This window comes from Allobaculum sp. Allo2, from assembly GCF_022701175.1.
GTDB lineage: Bacteria > Bacillota_I > Bacilli_A > Erysipelotrichales > Erysipelotrichaceae > Allobaculum > Allobaculum fili.
This window is the reverse complement of record NZ_CP078088.1, coordinates 1,194,672-1,213,154: the sequence shown is the minus strand read 5'-3', so window position 1 is coordinate 1,213,154 and position 18,483 is coordinate 1,194,672. Positions and strand designations below refer to the sequence as shown.

Here is an 18,483-nt window from a genome sequence, read left to right as displayed (position 1 = left end):
GGGTGCAGTAGGAGTGACCGAAGCAGGCTTTGATGCGTGAAGAGCGTCGGCAATTCTGTTCAGAACATTGAGAAGTTCTTTTGGAATTCATCCATGATGATTACCTCCTTCACTGGGTAGCCGTGAGGAAGGTAGATTTGTGACAAGAAAAACCAGATTCTTTCAAAAACAGAATCTGGCTAAGAGGAAATTAATGATGGCGAGAGGGATTTTGTATGTAATGTCTACGGCTGTTCCGGGTTTGATCAAAATTGGCAGGACCGGAAGCTCAAGGTTTGAGGAGAGAATGTATAACCTCGAAAAGAACGGCTATTCAAATGTGACAGCTTTAACCCGTCAGTTTGCAATCGAAGTGGACGGATATATAGAAAAAGAAGCTTTGCTCCATAACATTTTCAGCAAGAGCCGAATCGGACAGACAGAGCTATTCGCAGCAGATTTGGAAATGGTGATCCAATTGTTGTCTGCGTTCGATGGCAAGAAAATCTATCCTAAAGAAGGAACGAAAGAAGATGCTTTTGAAAATGCGGTAGAAAAACAAGAAGAAGAGGAGAGCGGTCTGCTCCCTAACGGGATCTATACGATAAGCTCGAATAGAAAGGGCTTTGGAAAGATCGAGGCGAAACTCGAAATCAAGAACGGAAAACTGATGCTTAAAAAGGGCAGTATCTGTGCACCTTCTGAATATGAATCAGCATATAAATATAGGAAGAATGCTTTAATCATAGATAATGTCCTTCAGAAAGATCTTCCATGTTCTTCCGTTTCGATTGCTGGCGTTGTCGTACTGGGAAACAACGTAAATGGCTGGCGAGTATGGAAGGATTCAAATGGAAAGCCAATAGACAGCTATCGAAGCCGATAGCTGTCACATGAGACAGATTTCTATTCCATGGGAGATAGAGGAAAAATGGTAAAAGGACTAGGATTATTCAAGTCGGTTTTAGCGTTGTGCTCACCTTAGTCGCTATGGAGTTGATTATGGCGATTAAAGAAGGCGATACTTCTAAAGCCTTTAGTTGCGTTTTGATATTTCTTTTGGTTGCCGTGCTCTATGGTTTTATCTTGAAGCGAACTAAATGACTTGTTGAAATGATAATGTGAATGTCAGCAAAATGGAATAAACACAAAAACAGCTAGCAAGCCTCACCACTGACGGTGAAGCCTTCTGGCTGTTTGACTATTTCAGAATTTCGTTTACGCGCGTCTGCACGCTTGCTGGATCATAGCCAGCATTTTTCAGTCGATTAACACGGTCCTGACCATTCCCCATTTACCTGCAATAACCTCTCGGGCAACTATATCAACGCTCTTCTTTCCAGCCCCCAGTTTCTGGTTGACCAGAGCCTGAATAGCAGTCGGATCATATCCAGCCGCTTCCAGACGGTTGATCCGATCGTTTCCGTTCCCCCACTTGCCATTGATGACTTCCTGGGCAATCACATCATTGGACTTCTTTGCCGGAGCAGCAGGTTTCGCTTTCTGCTCCAGCAGCTCGTTGACCTTTGCCTGAATGGCATTGTAGTCGTATCCGGCGCCGGTCAGCCGGTTCTTCCGATCATCTCCATTGCCCCATTTTCCGTTGATGACTTCCTTTGCGATGACATCAACGGATTTTTTGATTGGCTCATTGCTCACAGTGCTGCTGTTCACCAGACGTACCAGCTCTGGGAATTTCGATTTCAGGTATGGACCTGGGCAGTTGGTAGCCGCAAACATATCATGGCAGGTGAGCGTTCCAGATGCAGTTCCAGTCCAGGAAAGCTCGATACCATACCGCTGGCAGATGTCATTGCACAGTCTGACCAGAGAATTGAATGCAGCATCGGAGACTGGCCAGTTTCCACCAGTCGAGGAATTGGCCACCTCGATTGTGATGGCATGGTTGTCATTGTCCCAGGAGCTGGACGTCCAGGCTCTGAACTCTTCCGGAACACCGCCCCAGATGGTTCCGTCGGTTCCAATGTAGTAGTTGGCAGAAGCCTGCCGGTCGCTGTCTCGATGATACTTGGCACAAGCAGCTGCACCCATATTTCCCGCCATGTGGTGAGGAGTAATTTTGGTGATTTTGGAAGTTCTCGGATTGCATTTATTGTAGATCGGTGTCGATCCATTGATCAGTGTTGAATAGGTCATAGTTCCTCCTTAATGCTGCTGCCTCTGGCGAAAACAAGATCATCGATTCGTCTGGCGCAGTCCATCATTTGTTTGGTATTGTTGCCATCCACGTTGTGCTTGAGCAGGTTGGATGTGGACTCGAGCAGAAGCCGGTTTACATCCTGCTGCAGCAGAAAGCTGTGATGGTCTTTGTTGAGCTTGTCCTGGTGCTCAGCCAGCTCATCTTTGAGAGTTCGAATCTCATCTTCCAGGACTCTCACACGCTCTTTGAGCTTCAGGAATGGCTTAAAAGCCAAAGAAAGGAGCGCCGCGATAGAAGACAGCGCTCCTGCAATGGCTCCAAGCCAGACAATGCTTGTTTCCAGTTCAGGCATTCTCCACCTCCGGAAGACCGGCTACAGAAGTCAGAAGGCTGACCAGACCAGCCAGTGCGGAGGCAGAAAGGACGACAAGAAAGTCGACCTCGGTAATCAGAGCGGAAGCTCCAATAACGCCAACAGCCGTCTGCGCTACAGTTTTAATCGCGCGGACGGCTGCTGCTTTGATCCAGGTTTTCGTTTTGCTGCTCATAGAAACATCTCCTTTCATACTTGTTTTTCCCAAGCGGTTGGAAGATCCGTTGGACTGAACGCTGTATCGCTCAGTGCCTTGTAGATTTCTCCATCTGTGAAGGTCATGAACTCTCCAGACTTATACAGATCATGAGCACCGCTAGAGCTGCCCAGGGATAGGCATGATCCTTATCTTTGCCATGATACGGTTTCCAGATGGTCGCTACGGATTGATTCCAGTCGGGATGAATGTTGCCGTCGTAGTCGACAAGGCATTCAAAAGGCTGGTCAGATTCCCGATCCCGGAAGATCTCACCAGCCTTGTAAGTGGAATTCTGCTTGTACACAGGAAAGCCAAGATCAAACTCTGCTGGATCACCACCAGCGTTTACGACCTCTTTGGTCAGAAAGACAATCAGATTTCGTAAAAAGCGGATCAGTTTATCGTCTTCATTCATCAACATTCACTCCTCTCAAGACATTCAGAATCCGGTCAGTCCGGTTCTCAACTTTTCCGGTTTGCCTGGGCTTAAACCATTCCAACACAGGAGGATTCTCAATTTGAGTTGATGTCCAATCTGCTGTTGGATTTTCTTCAAACCGACTGCTTCGACGCACCGGAAGGCTGGGATCGTACAAAGAGTCGTCCCCAATGTGCTGAACCGTTACTGGAATTGTGGAAAGCACCGGAATTTGCTTGTGTTTGAGAAAGCTGAGGATTCCATGACTTTCCAAAGCGTCTTCTCCAAAGACGGCCTCGATATAGTTGAAGCATTCTTCGACAATACCAATTGGCAGCAGAATGGCGCATCCCCACATCGACCAGTCGTGCCGGATATAGGGGCTATCCAGTCCGCTAATGAAGCCGTTGTAACAATCTCCGTCAAAGGCCATAGTGAAAAGTGAAAAGGCACAATCCGGATGTGACTGCGTTATTTGTTCAATGATCTGTTTGAATCCATTACATACCTGGACATCATCGTTCAACACGACTCGGTGGGTAACTCCTTCTTCATGAGGAAGCAGCCAGGTTTGCTTGACTGGAAGATAGGGGTTTCCGGTTTCGGCACTTTCATCATAGAAAATATCCTGATCTGTAAGTTCCAACGCATCCCGTAAGTTTTCCACCATCTCCTGACGCTGGCGGGAAGCGACAATTTTGATATCGACCATCCTTATCACCTCCTAGGCCGATGTTCTCCACTCAATACAGTTGAGAATGCAAGTGGACGAACACGATGTGGATGGATAGTACAACTTCAAGCATTTTTGGCCACAGACCTCATACGGCTCGACAAAGATGACTTGGTAGTAGTTGTTGTTGGTGAAGATCACCGGCATGATTCCCATCTGGATAGCAGATAATGCTGCGTCGCCTTGGGTTGTATCCAACGTGCTTTGATATCCGGTGTAATTCAAGACCAGACCCGATGCCGAACCTGATGCCTGGTAAGTCCGCAGCAGAAACACATTCGAGCAGACGAGGTGTGTCGAAGTGGCACGGTGGGCGTAGAAGGTAAAGCGTAGATGGCACCAAAGATAAGGACTGCCGGATGTGAGGGTTGGAACCGATGTTGTCCATCCCGAAGCAGAGCTTGAGGGCGTATCGGAAGTCGAGGTAACTTGGAAATAGGCGCTCACAGAGCTTAACCGTTCGTTGTAATTTCCAATCAGCACGGGTTGGCTGTCTACGCTTGAACCGTCCTCGTAGTTCACTTTGAAGTACGTCCACATCGTCGGATAAGAAGAGCTCAGGGTTGGAAGGGTTGTACTCCATCCGGAAGTGGCAGTAGGAGCTGTTGAATTGCTCGAAGACCTGCAATAGTACTGGACAATGCTTGTGATCTTGCTTGCCACATCACTTCCATCGGTTCCATCGATTCCGTCTAGGATTTGAGCGAGCTCTCTGGTCCCATTAACATCTGTGATCGTAATGGTTGTTGTTTTATCCGCTTTTGTTGCACTCAGGGTTGGTGAAACGCCGGAGGGGCCTTGTGCTCCTGTATTTCCGTAAACACCCATGATCATTTTGGCTGTTTCTGTTGTCTGGTTATTGGTCAGCGTGAATCGTAAATAGCCCCAAAGATAGCGGTAGCTAGACGTAAGCGTCGGGACACTTATCGAGTAGCCGCTGGTTGGTGCGGAGGTGCTGCTTGTCGATCTGGCTAGATAAACAGAGACTGACTGTACGCCGACTCCTTGTTCACCTTTGATATTGACCGGACTTGGATTATCCAGTCCACCATCATTGGTCCATGAGATGACGCCAGCAGAAGAAACGGAAGGTGTGAAGGTTGTTCCTGTCCGCTTTCCGGTAATACCACCAGTATCCGCAAGAGCCTCGTTCACCAGATCCATCAAAGAATGAACCGCATCGGGATCAAGAAGATCCGTTACACTGGCTCCCACACCAACACGGTATCGAACGAGGGAGGATGTGATTCTCTGGTTTCCTTTCTCGCCCATGATGCCAATGAAAATCGTTCCGGACTCTTCCAGGACAGCTGTAGGAATAAGGGTCTGGCCAGAATTGTCCAGATCAGAAAAATAGCAGTCCAGTCCATTTCTGGAAAAGACCGCTGTTTTGGTAAATCCGCTCCACTCAGCATCAAAAGTGACTTTGATCGAGTCGATATTCTGCGCTCCGGAAAAGATCGGATTGAGATCAGAACCAGTCAGAACGCGCTGACTGATTTGTAATGGCAGGATACTCATTGTCCACCTCCTTTCAGAATAGGGACCAATGCCATGGCTTGCTTTGGCGTCATGGTGTCCAGCGCTTTAAAAAGCTCTTCAGAATCAATGGGCTCAATGGCCACCTCATTTTCGATCGCCAGCAATTCCGTGAACGGCTCTTCTTCCGGAACTCCATTTTCGCCTTTGGGCAATTTCTCAATGACCAGAGCGATAGAACGTCTCAGACTTTCAAGACTCAAAAGATCTGACTGATCTGAAACGCCAGTTTCACCGGAAGTGTCTGTTCCATCAGCCCTTCCAGCGAGCAGGCTAAGTCGAAGATTTGTGCGTTGGTTAATTTCATCGGTTGCTCCTTTCAGTTCCTCTTGTGTCACGACAGATTGCGTCCGCTGTTGAACTGAATGGTCCATTGGCTGGACTTCATCCGCCTGGCTGCATGCCGGGAATATATATTCACTCAATAGATCACACCTCCTGAGATTTTGCAGTTGTACCACTCCTGAACGGTTCCATCTGAATTGATGGAAATTGGCAGTTTGATGCTGGTGGGAGATGACCAGCTGCCAAAACCGGAATACCCGCTGCTGTTGACAATATCCGGCTGCTGCAGATTGCAGTTTTTCAGGTGGTGGTAATGAAAGTCGGCATTGTCGAAAAAGTCTACTTCACAGCTGAAGTAGAGATGATCACGAACATAATCACCAAAGCTCTTATTTGCATAGAGCATCTGGACAATATAATTTCCAGAGCTGCTGACTTTAGCCGCCCAGGCCATATAAGCGCCATCAGGATCAAGATCGAATACGAGTCCTCGAGCTGAAGAATAGCCCGTGAAAGAATTGACACCGATTCGTCCCAGGTTATAGCTGTCACGCCAGAAAGTCATTCCGCTTTGACCAAGCTGCATGAGCCGATTGGCAGCTGTCTTTGAAGAGGCGGAGAAGATATTGATCGTCCCGCCGCTGAATTCGATGTAATTGGAAATATTGCTCCAGGCGATGCGAACTGCTTCAGCATTCTGTTGAATATAGGAAGCGATCTGGCTGGTTCCAACCTTGGTGGAAACGGTCGAAACGATGGAATCGTAGTTCATCAGAATTGATGCCTGCATGGTGGTCAATTCCGACATCTTTTCTGATAGTCCGTCGCTTTCTGTCCTTCTTCCAGTTTGAAACGGGAGAACGTTACGAAATTAGATGTGCCAGGTGCTCCAGTCTTCTTGAGCGTGATCCCGAACGTTGAGGGCGATGCGCTGCTCCCCACGCGGAAAGTGATCGAGATCCGGTAATCATAGGAAGGCGGTTTAATGGTGGCGGCAATCACACCGGTTGTCTGATCTGCTTCAAGAGTCATGGTGCTGCTGCTGTTGGTTGTTTTCACAGCTTCCAGCAGTTTTCTTCCAGTACGGATTTCAATGGTTACCGGTGAGGGTTGTGCTCCTCGTATGTAGGCGCTGAAGGTGTAGTAGTGATTCTGATTGAATGAAATGCTGATTCCCTGAGATGTCAGGATCTCCACATCTCCAGAGATGGAATCGTCGAATTGCATCGTCTTTGCTCCACTTACATAGTTGGTTGAGACCGCACAATTGGCATGCCGTTTCCAGGTGTATGTGCTGCCCCAATCCGCTGTATACGGAAGCAGGTTGTTTGGCAATGCGTACTCTTGATAAACCTGCAGCTGAATTGAATCCGTCTTCAGGTCAATCTCGCTTTTGGAATAGTACTGAGCAAGCTGCTCTCGAAACTGACCATCTGTATAGTCCTTAGCCTGCTGATAAACGGAAAGACTGATGGAGTCCATGGCGTTGGTGATCCGTGATTCTGTCTCCACCTGTGTCCAGTAAGCTTTGAGCTTCTCGGATGTATCTGCTTTGGCTGCAGCCAGACTGTCCGAGATATTCTGCTCGACACTCGTTCGATAGGAGATGTCGAGCTTTTCTGCTGCAATGGAATTTGCAGCGACCATGTTACCGGCAATGGTTCCATCCATGGTCATGGCTGTCTGATAAGGCCCGGCATAGCCGTTGGACGAGAAGCCAAGACCACCCATGTTCCATCGCCAGACGTTCTGAGCGGTTTCCAGATCTTCCGTATCGATGATGCAGATTTCCTGAATCTGTCCTTGCTCATCCTGGACTTGAACGACATGTCCGTATTTGCCGAATGTGGTCAGAAGCTGTGTCGCCTGTTCTTTCGCCTCTTCCAGCAGAGAGTTTGGTGTTCTAAGCGCCTGTACTTTCTGGGTGATGGAAACCTGGGAGGCTCTGGAGCTGCTGGTAAAGGAGACCGGTTTTCCACCAAGGTGATACAGATTCTGATCTGGCTGCAGCAGATGAATCGTCATGCTGGTCAGCGGGAAGACTTCATTCATCTCATGATAGTCGGACTGCACCCGGATGCGATCAAGCAGTCGGAAGTCATCGACATTCACATCCAGCATCGAGAGATCGACCGCGCTGACCTCCAATTGCAGATCTTCGTACTGGTTGTGCTCCAGCCATTCCTGACCTTTGGTTTTCAGTAGCGAAGGCGTGTGGATATCTTCGAATGTGACGACTTTGCAGATTCGTCCGTACTTGGCAATAGCTGTTGGTGCTTCCAGGTAGTCTTTCTGGTTATTGACGGCGGCAATGGAAACTCTCTCTTCCAGGGCTTCAATCTGACGGTCTTCTAAAGTTGCACCTAGAGGAATGACAACTGTTGCCAGTTCCGTCGATTCGCTGTTACAGACGTAATCCATCAGGTTTTCCCTGAAATGGATCTGCTGTCCACAAACACGGGGGTAGCTGCTCAAGATGTCCAGATAGCGGTGATCGTTCTCATGCCGAATCTGGAGAATCCCACCCAGGCGATTGATGACTTTATCCATCAAGCAAAACAGCGTGTCTTCATAGTTCGTATGGCGATAGAGCGAGTCATTCGGATCGGTGATATTCACCATGCCCAGCTCGAAGGTTTCATCTGACTGTTCGTTGTGATGGTTTAGCAGGGTTTGGATAAAACCGCGAACAGACATTTCGTGATATTCAGCTGGACGCTGAATCGTGTCAGCCAGATAAGACAGCTCACCCTGGACTTCTACAGACTTTGTTTTGTAGAAGTCCGTCTCGATGCGATTGACGCGTCCATAGAATATTGGCTCGTCATCTTTGGAAACGATAATCCGCATGCCATGTTCTATCGCTTCATAAGCCGGGTGCGAAGAAGGAATGGAGAAAGAAAAAGACCCAGCTTCATTCATGGCAAGGTCTAATACAGGATCAATCAGCAGCAGCGATATGGAAGGGTCCATGAGGCAAATAGAATTTGAATAAACGGTAAACATCAAAGACTCCTTTCCAGCGGGGCTCCCAGTTTGGTGACTGGTTGTTTATAGGGTTCGCAATCCGCGGTTATCATCACTTCGGTAATGGCGGGACAATTCTTCTGAACATGGACAGAGATACGGCCTGTCCAGCAATATTCCGGGTCATTGTCCAAGATAAAAGCCATCCGCTTTCCGTGCAGAGCGTTCATCAGCTCGGATTGCAGATGGCCATTCTGGTCAAATTCCGTCCAGAAGTTCATGGTGATTGTACGGTTGAGGTAAGTTGTCTTTCCATAAAGCGCATCCGTCAGATCGAGAACACCATCACGACCTGGAATGGACAGCTGATAGGTTTGTACCTCCGGTTCGTTGATCTGGAGAGCAGCGAAGTGCAATTTCCAGTCTTTGAAGGTGTGGTAAAGATTGTCGAATGTGACTCCAAGTTTCATGGCTGCCTCCTTTCATAAAAAAAGCCCAGCGGGTTAGGCTGAGGTTATCTGAATTTTTCTCTCGTCAATCTGGCAAATTCCTGATCAATCGGCTTCACCAACTGTTTAGCAAGAGTTCTACCGTCCATGGAAAGATTGGCTTCCAGGCTCAATTCTAGAACAGCGTTTTTCATCTCCTGACCGATTCTAGAATAGTCAATCTCCATAACTTGTGGCTGTTCAAAAGATCGGGTCATCATGCTGCTTTGTACAGCAGAATGGATCATCCCCATAAGGGAGTTCGCACCAACGATGACTTCTTTTCCTGCTTCACCACCAGCCAGAAGTGTGTTTCCTCTCATTCCAAATACACTGGGTCCATCAAGGATCATGCCGCTTGGCATGGCTTTAGCGTACCACTCAATACCAATGGAAGGAAGACCACCATCAAACCAGTCAAGTGGATTGATCGAACCAGAAATACTGAAATGCGGGAGCGGAATATGGGGCCAGTGGAACTCGAAATTGAAGAATCCCTTGATGGCATCAATCGCACCAGAAACGATGTCCCTGGCTCCTTCAATCTTATCTTTGATCCAGTTGTAGATGTTTCCAAAGACCTCACTTACCTTATTCCATGCGTCGGAAATGGGGTTGATGATGTGGTCCTTGATGCCATTCCAAACGGACTGTGTTTTCTCGCTAATCCAATTCCAGGCATTGGAAGCGGCTGTTTTGATGCCTTCAACCGCTCCGGAAAAGAAACCGGAGATTCCATCCCAGATGCCTTCAAAGAAGGATTTGATGCCATTCCAGGTTTCTTCCCAGGTAGTCCCAAACCAACCGCAGACGACATCAAGAATATCCTTCATCGTATTGAGGATGTTATCGAACCAGTCCTTGATTCCATTCCAGACACCCTCGAAGATTTCTTTCACACCTTGCCAAACCAGATCCCAGTTTCCTGTAAAGAGTCCGGAGAAAACGTCGAATAGTCCGGTCAAAACATTGAGGACAGTTTCCAAAGTCGTAGCAATGAACTGAAACGCTCCCTTAAACACAGGAGCTAAGAACGAACAGAAACCGTCCCAGAGGGTTTTCAAAACCTCCGTGATGTCCTCGAATTGAAAGCCTAAAGCATTCAGTCGATCAACGATCCCCTGAAAGAAGTTCTGGAATGCTTCAACGATAGAGTTCCAGATCTCCATAATATTGTTTCTGAATTCTTCATTGGTATTCCAAAGGTGAACAAACGCTGCGACTAATGCGGCTACTGCTGCAGCCACTGCAACTACCGGAGCGCTGATTCCACCAATGGCTGCGATGAGTTTTCCGCCCATGGTTTCGGCAGAACCGAAATACTTTATGAGAGCTGACAGGCCAGCGCTCATCTTTCCGATTGCGATTAAAACAGGACCAATCGCAGCGGCAACACCGCCTGCAACAAGAATCATCTGCTTCTGGCCGTCCGAAAGGTTGGAGAACCATTCTGCCAGTCTTTTGGCAGCGTTGACCAGCTTTTCAAACATTGGGGCCAATGCAGTAAGCAGAGTTTCACCGATCTCTTTACCTGCGATTTTCAGGTTGTTCATAGCAGTGGTCAGCTTATCCGGCGCATCCTGGGTTCCTTCAAAAGTATCTGTGACAGTGCCTTTGAAATCGTCCAGACCGCTGGAAAGATCATCCACACTGAACCGGCCTTCACGGATAGCCTGGGTCATTTCGAGAGCGCCTTTCTTTCCAAAAAGCTCCGTTGCGATTTGAAGTGCCTCGGTCTCGCTGCTTGCTCCTTTGATCGCCTGCATGGTCTCGCCCAAAGACTGGGAGAGTGTTTTTCCCTCAGCTGTGGCGTTTTGCTGCGCTTTTTCAATCCAGCTAAAGCAGAATCGGCATTGACGCCATTCTTTTCGAACTGCGCGAGTAAATTCACCGATTCATCTATGGAAAGCCCCATCTCCTTGAAGACGGGGCCATTTTTCTGCACAGAATTCATCAGATCATCGACGGAGATGCCGGTTGCCTGGGCCTGTGTGGTCAAAAGGCCAAGATAACCCTGAGCGTCTTCCGCACCCAATCCGAAGACCTGCAAGTTCTTATTAACGGAACCAATAGCTCCGTTGAGGTCTGTTTCGTTGATCTGCGCAAACTGGATGAATTGCGAGGAGAGCTGCTCCAAAGAGTCTCCGGTCAGGCCAAAGCGGGTGTTGACCTCTCCAATCGCAGTTCCGGCATCTGCAGCGGTGGTGGGAAGGGAGCCAAATACAGTATCCATGCTTTTCTGCAAAGACTCAGCGGCTTCACCCGTCGCACCGGTCTTGGTGATGATGATGTCATAGCCTTCATCAATCTCATTAAATGCTGCAACAGAACCAGCTGCTAAAGCGGATACACCAGCCGTGACTGGAAGCATGGCGGTTCCGACTTTCTCTGTCTTTTCGCCAAACTCTGACAGTTTCATTCCCATGGCCTGAACACGGCCATTAAAGTTATTCTGCTGGTTTTCCAGATTCTCAAGCGTTCGCTGAGTGACTGCGATTTTTCGCTCCAGCTCGGTGTATTCCGTTCCTGTCAGATCTTTACCGGATGCGACATATTGTTTTTGTGCTTCCTTTAAAAGAGCCAGCTCTTCCTTTGTTGAGCCGATCGATTTGGACAACAGCTGCTGCTTCTGGTTGAGCAGATCCACATTTTTGGGATCGAGCTTCAAAGCCGCATTCACGTTTTTCAAAGAGCTCTGCAGCTCTTTGGATTGCTTGATGGGCGCTTTAAGGGCATCCACCAGTTTGGTGGTCGAACCATTGATCTCAAGGGTGATCCCTTTGATGTTGCCAGCCATTATCTCACTCCTTTCTCCTTCAGCTTCCAGAGGGAATCTCGATCCGGCTCTGTCTTTTCATACAGGAGGCAATTTCTCAAATACTTTCTGCCATCCTCGGTTTGCTGCATCTGATAGATGTATGCGTCCCTGCGATAAAGCAGAAACTCTTCATAGAGCAGTTGATCGATTTCATGGAAATTCAGTCCGGTGTATTCCATGACCATATGTTCATAGAATGTTTCAATGTCATAGGGCTGCCCTTCGCCCTGGACAGGATAGAAGGGCAGCTCTAGTTTTTGCGTTGGAGCTTTCCTGAATGAAGTCGGTATAGCCCTGCAGGAAGGCTGTCAGATCCTGGTAGTCAAAGAGTGCCTCCAGTTCATTCTGTTCGATCACGATGCCTTCTTTATTGCAATTGAGAATGTAGGTGACTCCGGCATAGATTTCACTGATATCGGTTGTATTGAGAACCGTCTGCAGCACATCCGCATCCGCTTTAGTGGGCTGACGGATGGTCAGCTGCGTACCATCTGGCATTTCAACAGGCCAGGTGACTTTCTTGACGTTTTTAAATTTGAAGGACTTCATTCAGTAGCACCTCCCGGTTTATCCATCACGATGATCAGCTTGGTGCCGTCTTCATCCAGACCTTCCGCAGTGAAGGTCGGATTCAGGATCGTTTCAGCCCCTGGCTGGAAAGAAAACTGCAGCTCAGCGGTATTCTGGCCGACGATGATGACATAGATGTTTCCATCTTTAGCATCCAGGTGTTCGAAGATCACGAGATAAGAGGCGTTCTTCGCATTGGCTGTACCGCCAATCTTGATGACCTTCTTATTAGCCGTAGTCTCTTCGGTTCTGGCGGTGTCCACCAGCACTTTAAGCATGTTGGCTCCAATGGTGATCAGGCCGCAGCCTAAAGTGACGACTTCTTCCTGGACGATCGTCTTGGTGAAACGTCCCAGATCATCACTGGCGGTGTAGTTGGTAGGTGTATAAGTCAGCGTGGCTCCGTTCTTGACAGCACCAAACTCATTAGCTGCCACACAGTATTTCGTGATCATAGTGTCGAGATTTTCAAGATCGGTTTCCAGGGTGGATGGCCGCTCAATGAGATAAATCTTTCCGGAACCCAGTGCGATTCTTTCTTCCATTACTCAGACTCCTTTCTGTAGTTTTTGATGAAGGCTGCCTCGATTTCTTTGGCAGCATATTCCTGTCCTTTGGCAAAATGGGGCTTTCCTGGAACGATGGTTTCTCCGTTTCTGGTTAAGTGGCCATTTTCCAATAAATGAGAAAGGGATGACTCCATTCCGCTGGCATAGAGCGTGTACTGGAGTTCATCCCTTTCGTCTTTGGTTTTCTTTCTTTTCAAACCCTTCTTGTAGATCCCACCGTTTTCTCTGGCAGGAGCATTATCTTTAACGACATTCAGTGCTTCTTTGGAGATCTGATCGAGGGTTTCGTCATTGGCTTTGTTAGCCTGACGAACACAGTCTTCCAGCACCAGAGTGATGGAGTCACGAAGTGTATCTATGGTTGCACTCATACAGTTACCTCGATGGAATAGCTGGACAGGTACATCTGCTCCAAAGAAATCCAAAGATCAGATGTGTTTCTTTGCCAGAGAAGAGGCAGTGAGGTGAGATATTCTTCAAATGCCTTTTTCTGGCTCCAGCTTTCGTAGTAGAAATCGATGGTGAATGTATCTCGCAGGCGAAACATGGAAAGATCGGATGTGATATTTTCCGATTCGTCTTCTTTCCACACCGCGAAGGGTAACTGCTGTTCGCTTTGGAAATGGTGCCAGGTGATGGGATACGGACAGTCTTTAAGAAGGGCTTGCAGATCTGTTGCTTGCATGATCTTTTCTCCTTCCGAATATTTCAATAAACCTGTATAAATTCTAAATATCTCTTATGGTGGAACTATCCGCAATAGTCTGGAAACTCCACCACTATTGGGGAGAGCAGAGATTTTTTCAGCACTGTAAGAGCAGAGACTATTCCTCATAGAGTGGAACTATCCGCGATAGTCTGGAAACTCCACCACTATTTGGGGAGAGCAGACATTTTTTCAGCACTGTAAGAGCAGAGACTATCCCTCATAGAGTGGAACTATCCGCAATGGTCTGATAACTCCACCACTATTTGGGGAGAGCAGAGATTCTGTGAGTGCTTCAAATACACACAAACATGCTCTCTCAGAAAAACATGTTCTGTATATTTCCCAAGCTCTAAGGAATTGCCGCGGGAGTTCCACTTTTGTGACTTTTCCTCCTGGCATGAAGTATGACGAAACGATCAGAGTCAGAATCAAGCTCTACATGGGTGATGTCATAGAGTTCTTCCATATAGAACAACTGATACATGTCCGGTCGGATAGCTCTTGTTTTGCGGTAAGAGCGGAGTGTGATCAGCAGTTCTCGAGCTTCGTGAACATGACCATTTCCATCAGTCTCACTGATTCCCTTATCCATCACATGCGCCCAGGTAGAAAAGGAGGTTTCGATTTCAGGAGCATCCCCATAAAAATTGGCCGATGAATTCAGCTTCTGGATTGTGACGGTTCGATTGAGATCAGCGATTCGCATCAGAACACCGCCTTTCGGTCTGGTTCAAGTAATGCGCGAAGGTTGGTTTTCAACTGGTTGAGATCTGCATCTTCGCGGTGTTCAAACAGATAGGACATCGTAAACAGAATGGCGATCTTGTTGAGCGGTGTCGGTTCGAGATCGTCGACTGATTTCAGACGGAGTACATCCGAACAAATAGAAGAAGCTGACTGAAGCAATTCCCCAGTCAGCTCGTCGAAATCGTCCTGGTCCACTTTTAGCCATTCTTTGACCTGTTCAAGAGTAATCATTCTCTGTCACCTTCTATCAGGAACCGGATCCGATAGTCAGAATCTGAACGGCTTCCGGCAGTACCAGTTTTCCATCAACACGCTCTTTGGCTACAAAACCTACCATGCCATTTCCCGCAAACAGCTCACGCAGTTCAGAGAAAGAGCGGCTCCCACGGTCTCCGATGTTGTAGTAGGAGAAGTCACCAAAGGCGATCTTGTCTTCCGGAGCAAAGGCGGAAGTGTAGACCGGATAGCCCAGGATCCGGTCCGGTTCGCCATCTACAAAAGTTGGCTGCCAGATGTATTCTTTGCCATCGGCATACTTCAGCTTACGGATCTTGGCGATCAGCTTGTCATTGAGAATGAACGCGGCGTTCTTTCGATACGGACGTTTCAGCGCATAGACCAGGTCGATCACGTCGTCTGCTTTGAGAGTAGTTGTGGTGAGCGCGGCAGTACCGCCACCGGTTTCCGCAAAAATGCCGGTAGGTCTTCCGGTGGTGGAACCGTTCAGGAAGGCATCCTCTTCCGCATTGGCCAGTGCTTTGCCAAAGGCGTCAATGATGTATCCCTCAAGGTTGAAGGCATTGTCGTTGAGCAGTTCTTCGGTGACTTTGACTGCTACATGCAGCTTGTGTGCATCCAGAAGGATCTGAGAGAATTTTGCATCTCCAAAGGTCAGTGCGTCTCCTTCATCAATCCAGGAAGCGGCAGGCTTAGAACCAGCCACATTGATTCGGTGCTCACCTGCCGTGGTAATGGTGGTGGCCAGTTTTCGCATGATGTTCTCTTCAGTCAGAACATCAATCAGGCGGTTGTCATACTCTACCGGAACCAGGTATCCGCCATCGGCTGCAGTCCCTTCCTGCAGAATATTGGAGACGTTCTTGAAGTTGGAACGGAAAGCGGACAGCAGAGCGTCTTTATAGTCTTTGCTCTCACGAATGTTCATCGGTTTGGCAGAGTAGGTTTCCGGCTTAGTGGTCAGCGGAGCACTCAGGGGACGGTTGAGCTCATTTTCCAGAGCCTCCATCGCCTGCACTCGTTCAATCTCTGCGCTGTAGTCTTTGACCTTGGCTTCCAGAGAAGCGTAGGTTTTGGCATCTTCTTTGGAAAGCAGTCCATCAGAATCCTGCTTGGTTTCCACAAAGGATTTGGCAGCGTTCCAGGCTGCGTTTCGCTTTTCAATCAGCGACATCAGTTTATTCATTGTCATCCCTCCATGTTTTCATCAGGTCCAGTCGTTCGAGAAGCGAAGCAGAAGAGACCTGATCCTTCCGTTCCTTTTTGAGCTTGTTGACAAAGCTGTTCATGACTTTTCGCGACGAAAAAGCATGGAGTTCGAAATCTCCATGCCAGTATCTGTCTGTTCGTCTTTTCGATTCATGAGACTGTCGGCAAACCCCAGCTCTATAGCTTTGCCGGCATCCATCCACGTTTCATCGTCCATCAGCTTTGAAATCTTCGTTCTTGCCAGTCCGGTTTTTCTCTCATAGGCGTTGATGATGGATTCTTTGACCTCGGCTAACATTGCCGCAGCCTTTTCATCTCATACACATCTCCCATGGCCATGGTGGCTGGGTTGTGAATCATCAGCATCGACACCGGAGAAACCTGGACTTCATCGCCAGCCATCGCAATCACAGAAGCAGCGGATGCGGCAATGCCATCAATCTTGATGGTGACCTTGCCAGGATATTCCGACAACATGTTGTAAATCTGTGCTGCGGCAAAGCAATCTCCACCGGGAGAATTGATCCAGATTGCAATGTCACCATCGTCTTCCATCAGCTCATCTTTGAACTGCTTAGGAGAAACCTCGTCATCAAACCAGGTTTCTTCCGCGATGGTCCCGTTGAGAAAAAGGGTTCTTGCTTCCTGGATTTCCGGTTCCAGTTCAGGATCGGCTTCATTTCGGACCCATTTCCAGAATTTCATTCACTTCTCTCCTTTCCAGAATAAAAGCCCCCAGCTTTTTCCAGTGGGAGCATGTTTCCGTTCACTAAATACAGATCGCCACCAGCCTCAGCAGGCAGCGGATCGAGTTCTTCCAGACGCCTGATGTCGTTGGCGGACATCCAGCCGTTTTGTCTGGCAATGGCATACCCATTCATACGGCTCTGATAGTCGCCACGAAGTAAGCCATCCACATTGAACTTGATGGAGAAGTTCTGCTTTTCATCCTCACTGAAGAGCACCTTGGTCATTGCCTGTTCCCAACGGGAAACCCAGGGATCAAGCGTGTATTTCACAAACTCCAAGGACTGCTGCTCGATGTTGGAAAAGGAAGATTTCTCCAAATCTCCAACCATGTGAGGAGGCACCCGGAAGATTCTGGCGATCTCGTTGATCTGAAACTTACGTGTTTCCAGAAACTGGGCTTGCTCGGGTGGTACGGAGATTGGGGTGTACTTCATACCTTCTTCCAACACAGCTACCTTACCAGAGTTTGATGAGCCACCGAAGGTAGCCTGCCAGCTTTCACGAACACGGGATGGATCTTTCAACGTTCCAGGGTGTTCGAGGACTCCGGAAGGTGCGGCGCCATGAGCGAAGAATTTCGCTCCATATTCTTCACAGGCTATCGCCATTCCGATGGCGTTCTTGGCCATCGCAATCGGTGAATAACCGACAAGGCCATCAAAGCCTAGACCAGGGATATGAAGAACATCATGCGGATGCAGCCTGACCATTCCGGATTTGTTGACTGCCGGATCGGCTTTCGAGACCTGATATTCATAGTAGAGTTGTCCGCTGTCGTCCCTGTCGACCTTCATGCGATCTGGCATCAGCGGATATAGTGCCACGACTTCACCTTTGCCATTTCGGATGATCTGCGCATAGGCGTTTCCCCAAAGCAGCAGATGGGTCATCAAAGTTTCCCGGAAGATGAACGAGGTCATCTCCGGATTAGGCTCATCGTGCAGCAGAAAGTACAGAGGATGGTCTCTGGCTTTCTGGGAGCTGTTGTCAGATTGCTCATAGACTTGAAGTGGCAAAGAAGCGATGGCTTCAGAGAGAATTCGCACACACGAATAGACTGCCGTCATCTGCATGGAGGAGCGTTCGTTGACTCGCTTTCCGGAAGTGGAAGTTCCCAGGAAGAAGCGGTAACCAGCTCCTGCGGTCTGGTCTCTGACTTTTCGATGAAACAGATTCTTGAGTTTCATGGTTTCTCCTTTCCAAAAGAAAACACCTCGTGATGAGGTGTTGGTAGTCTGAACAGACTTGTCGGTTTTCAGAAGCAAAGTTCCAGCTCCGGAAAGCGTTTCTGGATAGCGTCTGCATCGACGGATTCATAATTTTCTGTCACAGAAGCGGCCAAGTATTCCGCCAGAGGATGGAAGTGCTCCTCGTTGTAAACGGGATATTCCTCAGATTCAATATAAGGAATCAAAGCTTTCTTGAATTCCGAAAGATCAGAATTTGCTACCGCTCTTTCCTGAAAAAGAACAATAGTCTTCTGAAGGCGAACCAGAAAAGCTGTCTTCAGTTGGTCCGTGAGACGGTTTGCCTCAAGGAAGGAAAACAACATGCTGGGTTTGTCACAGAGAACCAGATCTGTCTGGCGATCGAGCCACATGGCGAGCCCGTATCTTTTGATTTCTTCATTTTTCATGGGCAGATGATACCGGTCCCATATAGAATAACTATTCCCTGTGCCCAGAAAGTTTGTAAGAAAAGTCTCCAACATTTCAGTGATTGCAGATGTTCG

23 protein-coding genes and 1 pseudogene are annotated in these 18,483 nt (G+C 48.2%); 1 reads left to right on the top strand and 23 read right to left on the bottom strand.

Features of this window, described 5'->3' with window-relative positions; all coding sequences use genetic code 11:
• Positions 1 to 139 precede the first annotated feature (139 nt).
• A complete protein-coding gene (locus tag KWG61_RS06875) occupies positions 140 to 865 on the top strand; it encodes a DUF4357 domain-containing protein (RefSeq protein WP_242745335.1) in 726 nt (241 codons plus the stop codon).
• 315 nt (positions 866 to 1,180) lie between these two features.
• Here KWG61_RS06875 and KWG61_RS17200 read toward each other — a convergent pair whose 3' ends face one another.
• From KWG61_RS17200 to KWG61_RS06765, 23 genes and pseudogenes are all read right to left on the bottom strand, one after another.
• Positions 1,181 to 1,273: a hypothetical protein gene (locus tag KWG61_RS17200; protein WP_367614275.1), complete on the bottom strand. Its 93-nt coding sequence runs from the start codon at positions 1,271 to 1,273 to the stop codon at positions 1,181 to 1,183.
• Positions 1,240 to 2,136, bottom strand: a complete 897-nt coding sequence (locus tag KWG61_RS06870) for an N-acetylmuramoyl-L-alanine amidase (protein ID WP_242745334.1) — start codon at positions 2,134 to 2,136, stop codon at positions 1,240 to 1,242. Before KWG61_RS06870 ends, KWG61_RS17200 begins: the two co-directional genes overlap by 34 nt.
• A complete protein-coding gene (locus KWG61_RS06865; protein ID WP_230266690.1) occupies positions 2,133 to 2,492 on the bottom strand; it encodes a hypothetical protein in 360 nt (119 codons plus the stop codon). Before KWG61_RS06865 ends, KWG61_RS06870 begins: the two co-directional genes overlap by 4 nt.
• Positions 2,485 to 2,688 (bottom strand): holin, encoded by a 204-nt coding sequence (locus tag KWG61_RS06860; protein ID WP_230266689.1) that lies wholly within the window; start codon positions 2,686 to 2,688, stop codon positions 2,485 to 2,487. The genes KWG61_RS06865 and KWG61_RS06860 overlap by 8 nt, the downstream gene beginning before the upstream one ends.
• 103 nt (positions 2,689 to 2,791) lie before the next feature.
• A complete protein-coding gene (locus KWG61_RS06855) occupies positions 2,792 to 3,127 on the bottom strand; it encodes a hypothetical protein (protein ID WP_242745333.1) in 336 nt (111 codons plus the stop codon).
• Positions 3,120 to 3,842 carry a hypothetical protein gene (locus KWG61_RS06850; protein ID WP_230266687.1) on the bottom strand — a complete coding sequence of 241 codons (723 nt, stop codon included), beginning with the start codon at positions 3,840 to 3,842 and terminating at the stop codon, positions 3,120 to 3,122. Before KWG61_RS06850 ends, KWG61_RS06855 begins: the two co-directional genes overlap by 8 nt.
• Before the next feature lie 12 nt (positions 3,843 to 3,854).
• Entirely contained in the window at positions 3,855 to 5,384 is a 1,530-nt protein-coding gene (locus tag KWG61_RS06845) for a hypothetical protein (protein WP_230266686.1), read from the bottom strand.
• Entirely contained in the window at positions 5,381 to 5,827 is a 447-nt protein-coding gene (locus KWG61_RS06840; RefSeq protein WP_242745332.1) for a hypothetical protein, read from the bottom strand. The genes KWG61_RS06845 and KWG61_RS06840 overlap by 4 nt, the downstream gene beginning before the upstream one ends.
• The gene (locus tag KWG61_RS06835) at positions 5,824 to 6,459 is read right to left on the bottom strand and encodes a hypothetical protein (protein ID WP_242745331.1); all 636 of its coding nucleotides are present in this window, start codon (positions 6,457 to 6,459) and stop codon (positions 5,824 to 5,826) included. The genes KWG61_RS06840 and KWG61_RS06835 overlap by 4 nt, the downstream gene beginning before the upstream one ends.
• Positions 6,460 to 6,482: 23 nt before the next feature.
• Complete coding sequence (locus tag KWG61_RS06830; protein WP_242745330.1) at positions 6,483 to 8,537, bottom strand: phage tail protein; 2,055 nt, start codon at positions 8,535 to 8,537, stop codon at positions 6,483 to 6,485.
• 155 nt (positions 8,538 to 8,692) lie between these two features.
• Entirely contained in the window at positions 8,693 to 9,124 is a 432-nt protein-coding gene (locus KWG61_RS06825) for a hypothetical protein (RefSeq protein WP_230266683.1), read from the bottom strand.
• A 44-nt stretch (positions 9,125 to 9,168) separates the two neighbouring features.
• Positions 9,169 to 10,920 carry a hypothetical protein gene (locus KWG61_RS06820; protein WP_242745329.1) on the bottom strand — a complete coding sequence of 584 codons (1,752 nt, stop codon included), beginning with the start codon at positions 10,918 to 10,920 and terminating at the stop codon, positions 9,169 to 9,171.
• A complete protein-coding gene (locus tag KWG61_RS06815; RefSeq protein WP_242745328.1) occupies positions 10,821 to 11,939 on the bottom strand; it encodes a phage tail tape measure protein in 1,119 nt (372 codons plus the stop codon). The genes KWG61_RS06820 and KWG61_RS06815 overlap by 100 nt, the downstream gene beginning before the upstream one ends.
• Positions 11,940 to 12,167: 228 nt before the next feature.
• On the bottom strand, positions 12,168 to 12,509 hold the full coding sequence (locus tag KWG61_RS06810) for a hypothetical protein (RefSeq protein WP_242745327.1): 342 nt from the start codon (positions 12,507 to 12,509) through the stop codon (positions 12,168 to 12,170).
• A complete protein-coding gene (locus KWG61_RS06805) occupies positions 12,506 to 13,075 on the bottom strand; it encodes a hypothetical protein (protein ID WP_230266681.1) in 570 nt (189 codons plus the stop codon). The genes KWG61_RS06810 and KWG61_RS06805 overlap by 4 nt, the downstream gene beginning before the upstream one ends.
• The gene (locus KWG61_RS06800; RefSeq protein ID WP_230266680.1) at positions 13,075 to 13,470 is read right to left on the bottom strand and encodes a hypothetical protein; all 396 of its coding nucleotides are present in this window, start codon (positions 13,468 to 13,470) and stop codon (positions 13,075 to 13,077) included. Before KWG61_RS06800 ends, KWG61_RS06805 begins: the two co-directional genes overlap by 1 nt.
• Positions 13,467 to 13,784 carry a hypothetical protein gene (locus KWG61_RS06795; protein WP_230266679.1) on the bottom strand — a complete coding sequence of 106 codons (318 nt, stop codon included), beginning with the start codon at positions 13,782 to 13,784 and terminating at the stop codon, positions 13,467 to 13,469. Before KWG61_RS06795 ends, KWG61_RS06800 begins: the two co-directional genes overlap by 4 nt.
• A gap of 373 nt (positions 13,785 to 14,157) precedes the next feature.
• On the bottom strand, positions 14,158 to 14,514 hold the full coding sequence (locus KWG61_RS06790; protein ID WP_230266678.1) for a head-tail adaptor protein: 357 nt from the start codon (positions 14,512 to 14,514) through the stop codon (positions 14,158 to 14,160).
• The gene (locus tag KWG61_RS06785; RefSeq protein ID WP_230266677.1) at positions 14,514 to 14,786 is read right to left on the bottom strand and encodes a head-tail connector protein; all 273 of its coding nucleotides are present in this window, start codon (positions 14,784 to 14,786) and stop codon (positions 14,514 to 14,516) included. The genes KWG61_RS06790 and KWG61_RS06785 overlap by 1 nt, the downstream gene beginning before the upstream one ends.
• Positions 14,787 to 14,802: 16 nt before the next feature.
• Positions 14,803 to 15,978 carry a phage major capsid protein gene (locus tag KWG61_RS06780; RefSeq protein ID WP_230266676.1) on the bottom strand — a complete coding sequence of 392 codons (1,176 nt, stop codon included), beginning with the start codon at positions 15,976 to 15,978 and terminating at the stop codon, positions 14,803 to 14,805.
• Positions 15,971 to 16,706: pseudogene (locus KWG61_RS06775) on the bottom strand (head maturation protease, ClpP-related). The gene KWG61_RS06780 and the pseudogene KWG61_RS06775 overlap by 8 nt, the downstream one beginning before the upstream one ends.
• Positions 16,703 to 17,938: a phage portal protein gene (locus tag KWG61_RS06770; protein ID WP_230266674.1), complete on the bottom strand. Its 1,236-nt coding sequence runs from the start codon at positions 17,936 to 17,938 to the stop codon at positions 16,703 to 16,705. The pseudogene KWG61_RS06775 and the gene KWG61_RS06770 overlap by 4 nt, the downstream one beginning before the upstream one ends.
• A 68-nt stretch (positions 17,939 to 18,006) precedes the next feature.
• Positions 18,007 to 18,387: a hypothetical protein gene (locus KWG61_RS06765; protein WP_230266673.1), complete on the bottom strand. Its 381-nt coding sequence runs from the start codon at positions 18,385 to 18,387 to the stop codon at positions 18,007 to 18,009.
• Between the last annotated feature and the right edge of the window lie 96 nt (positions 18,388 to 18,483).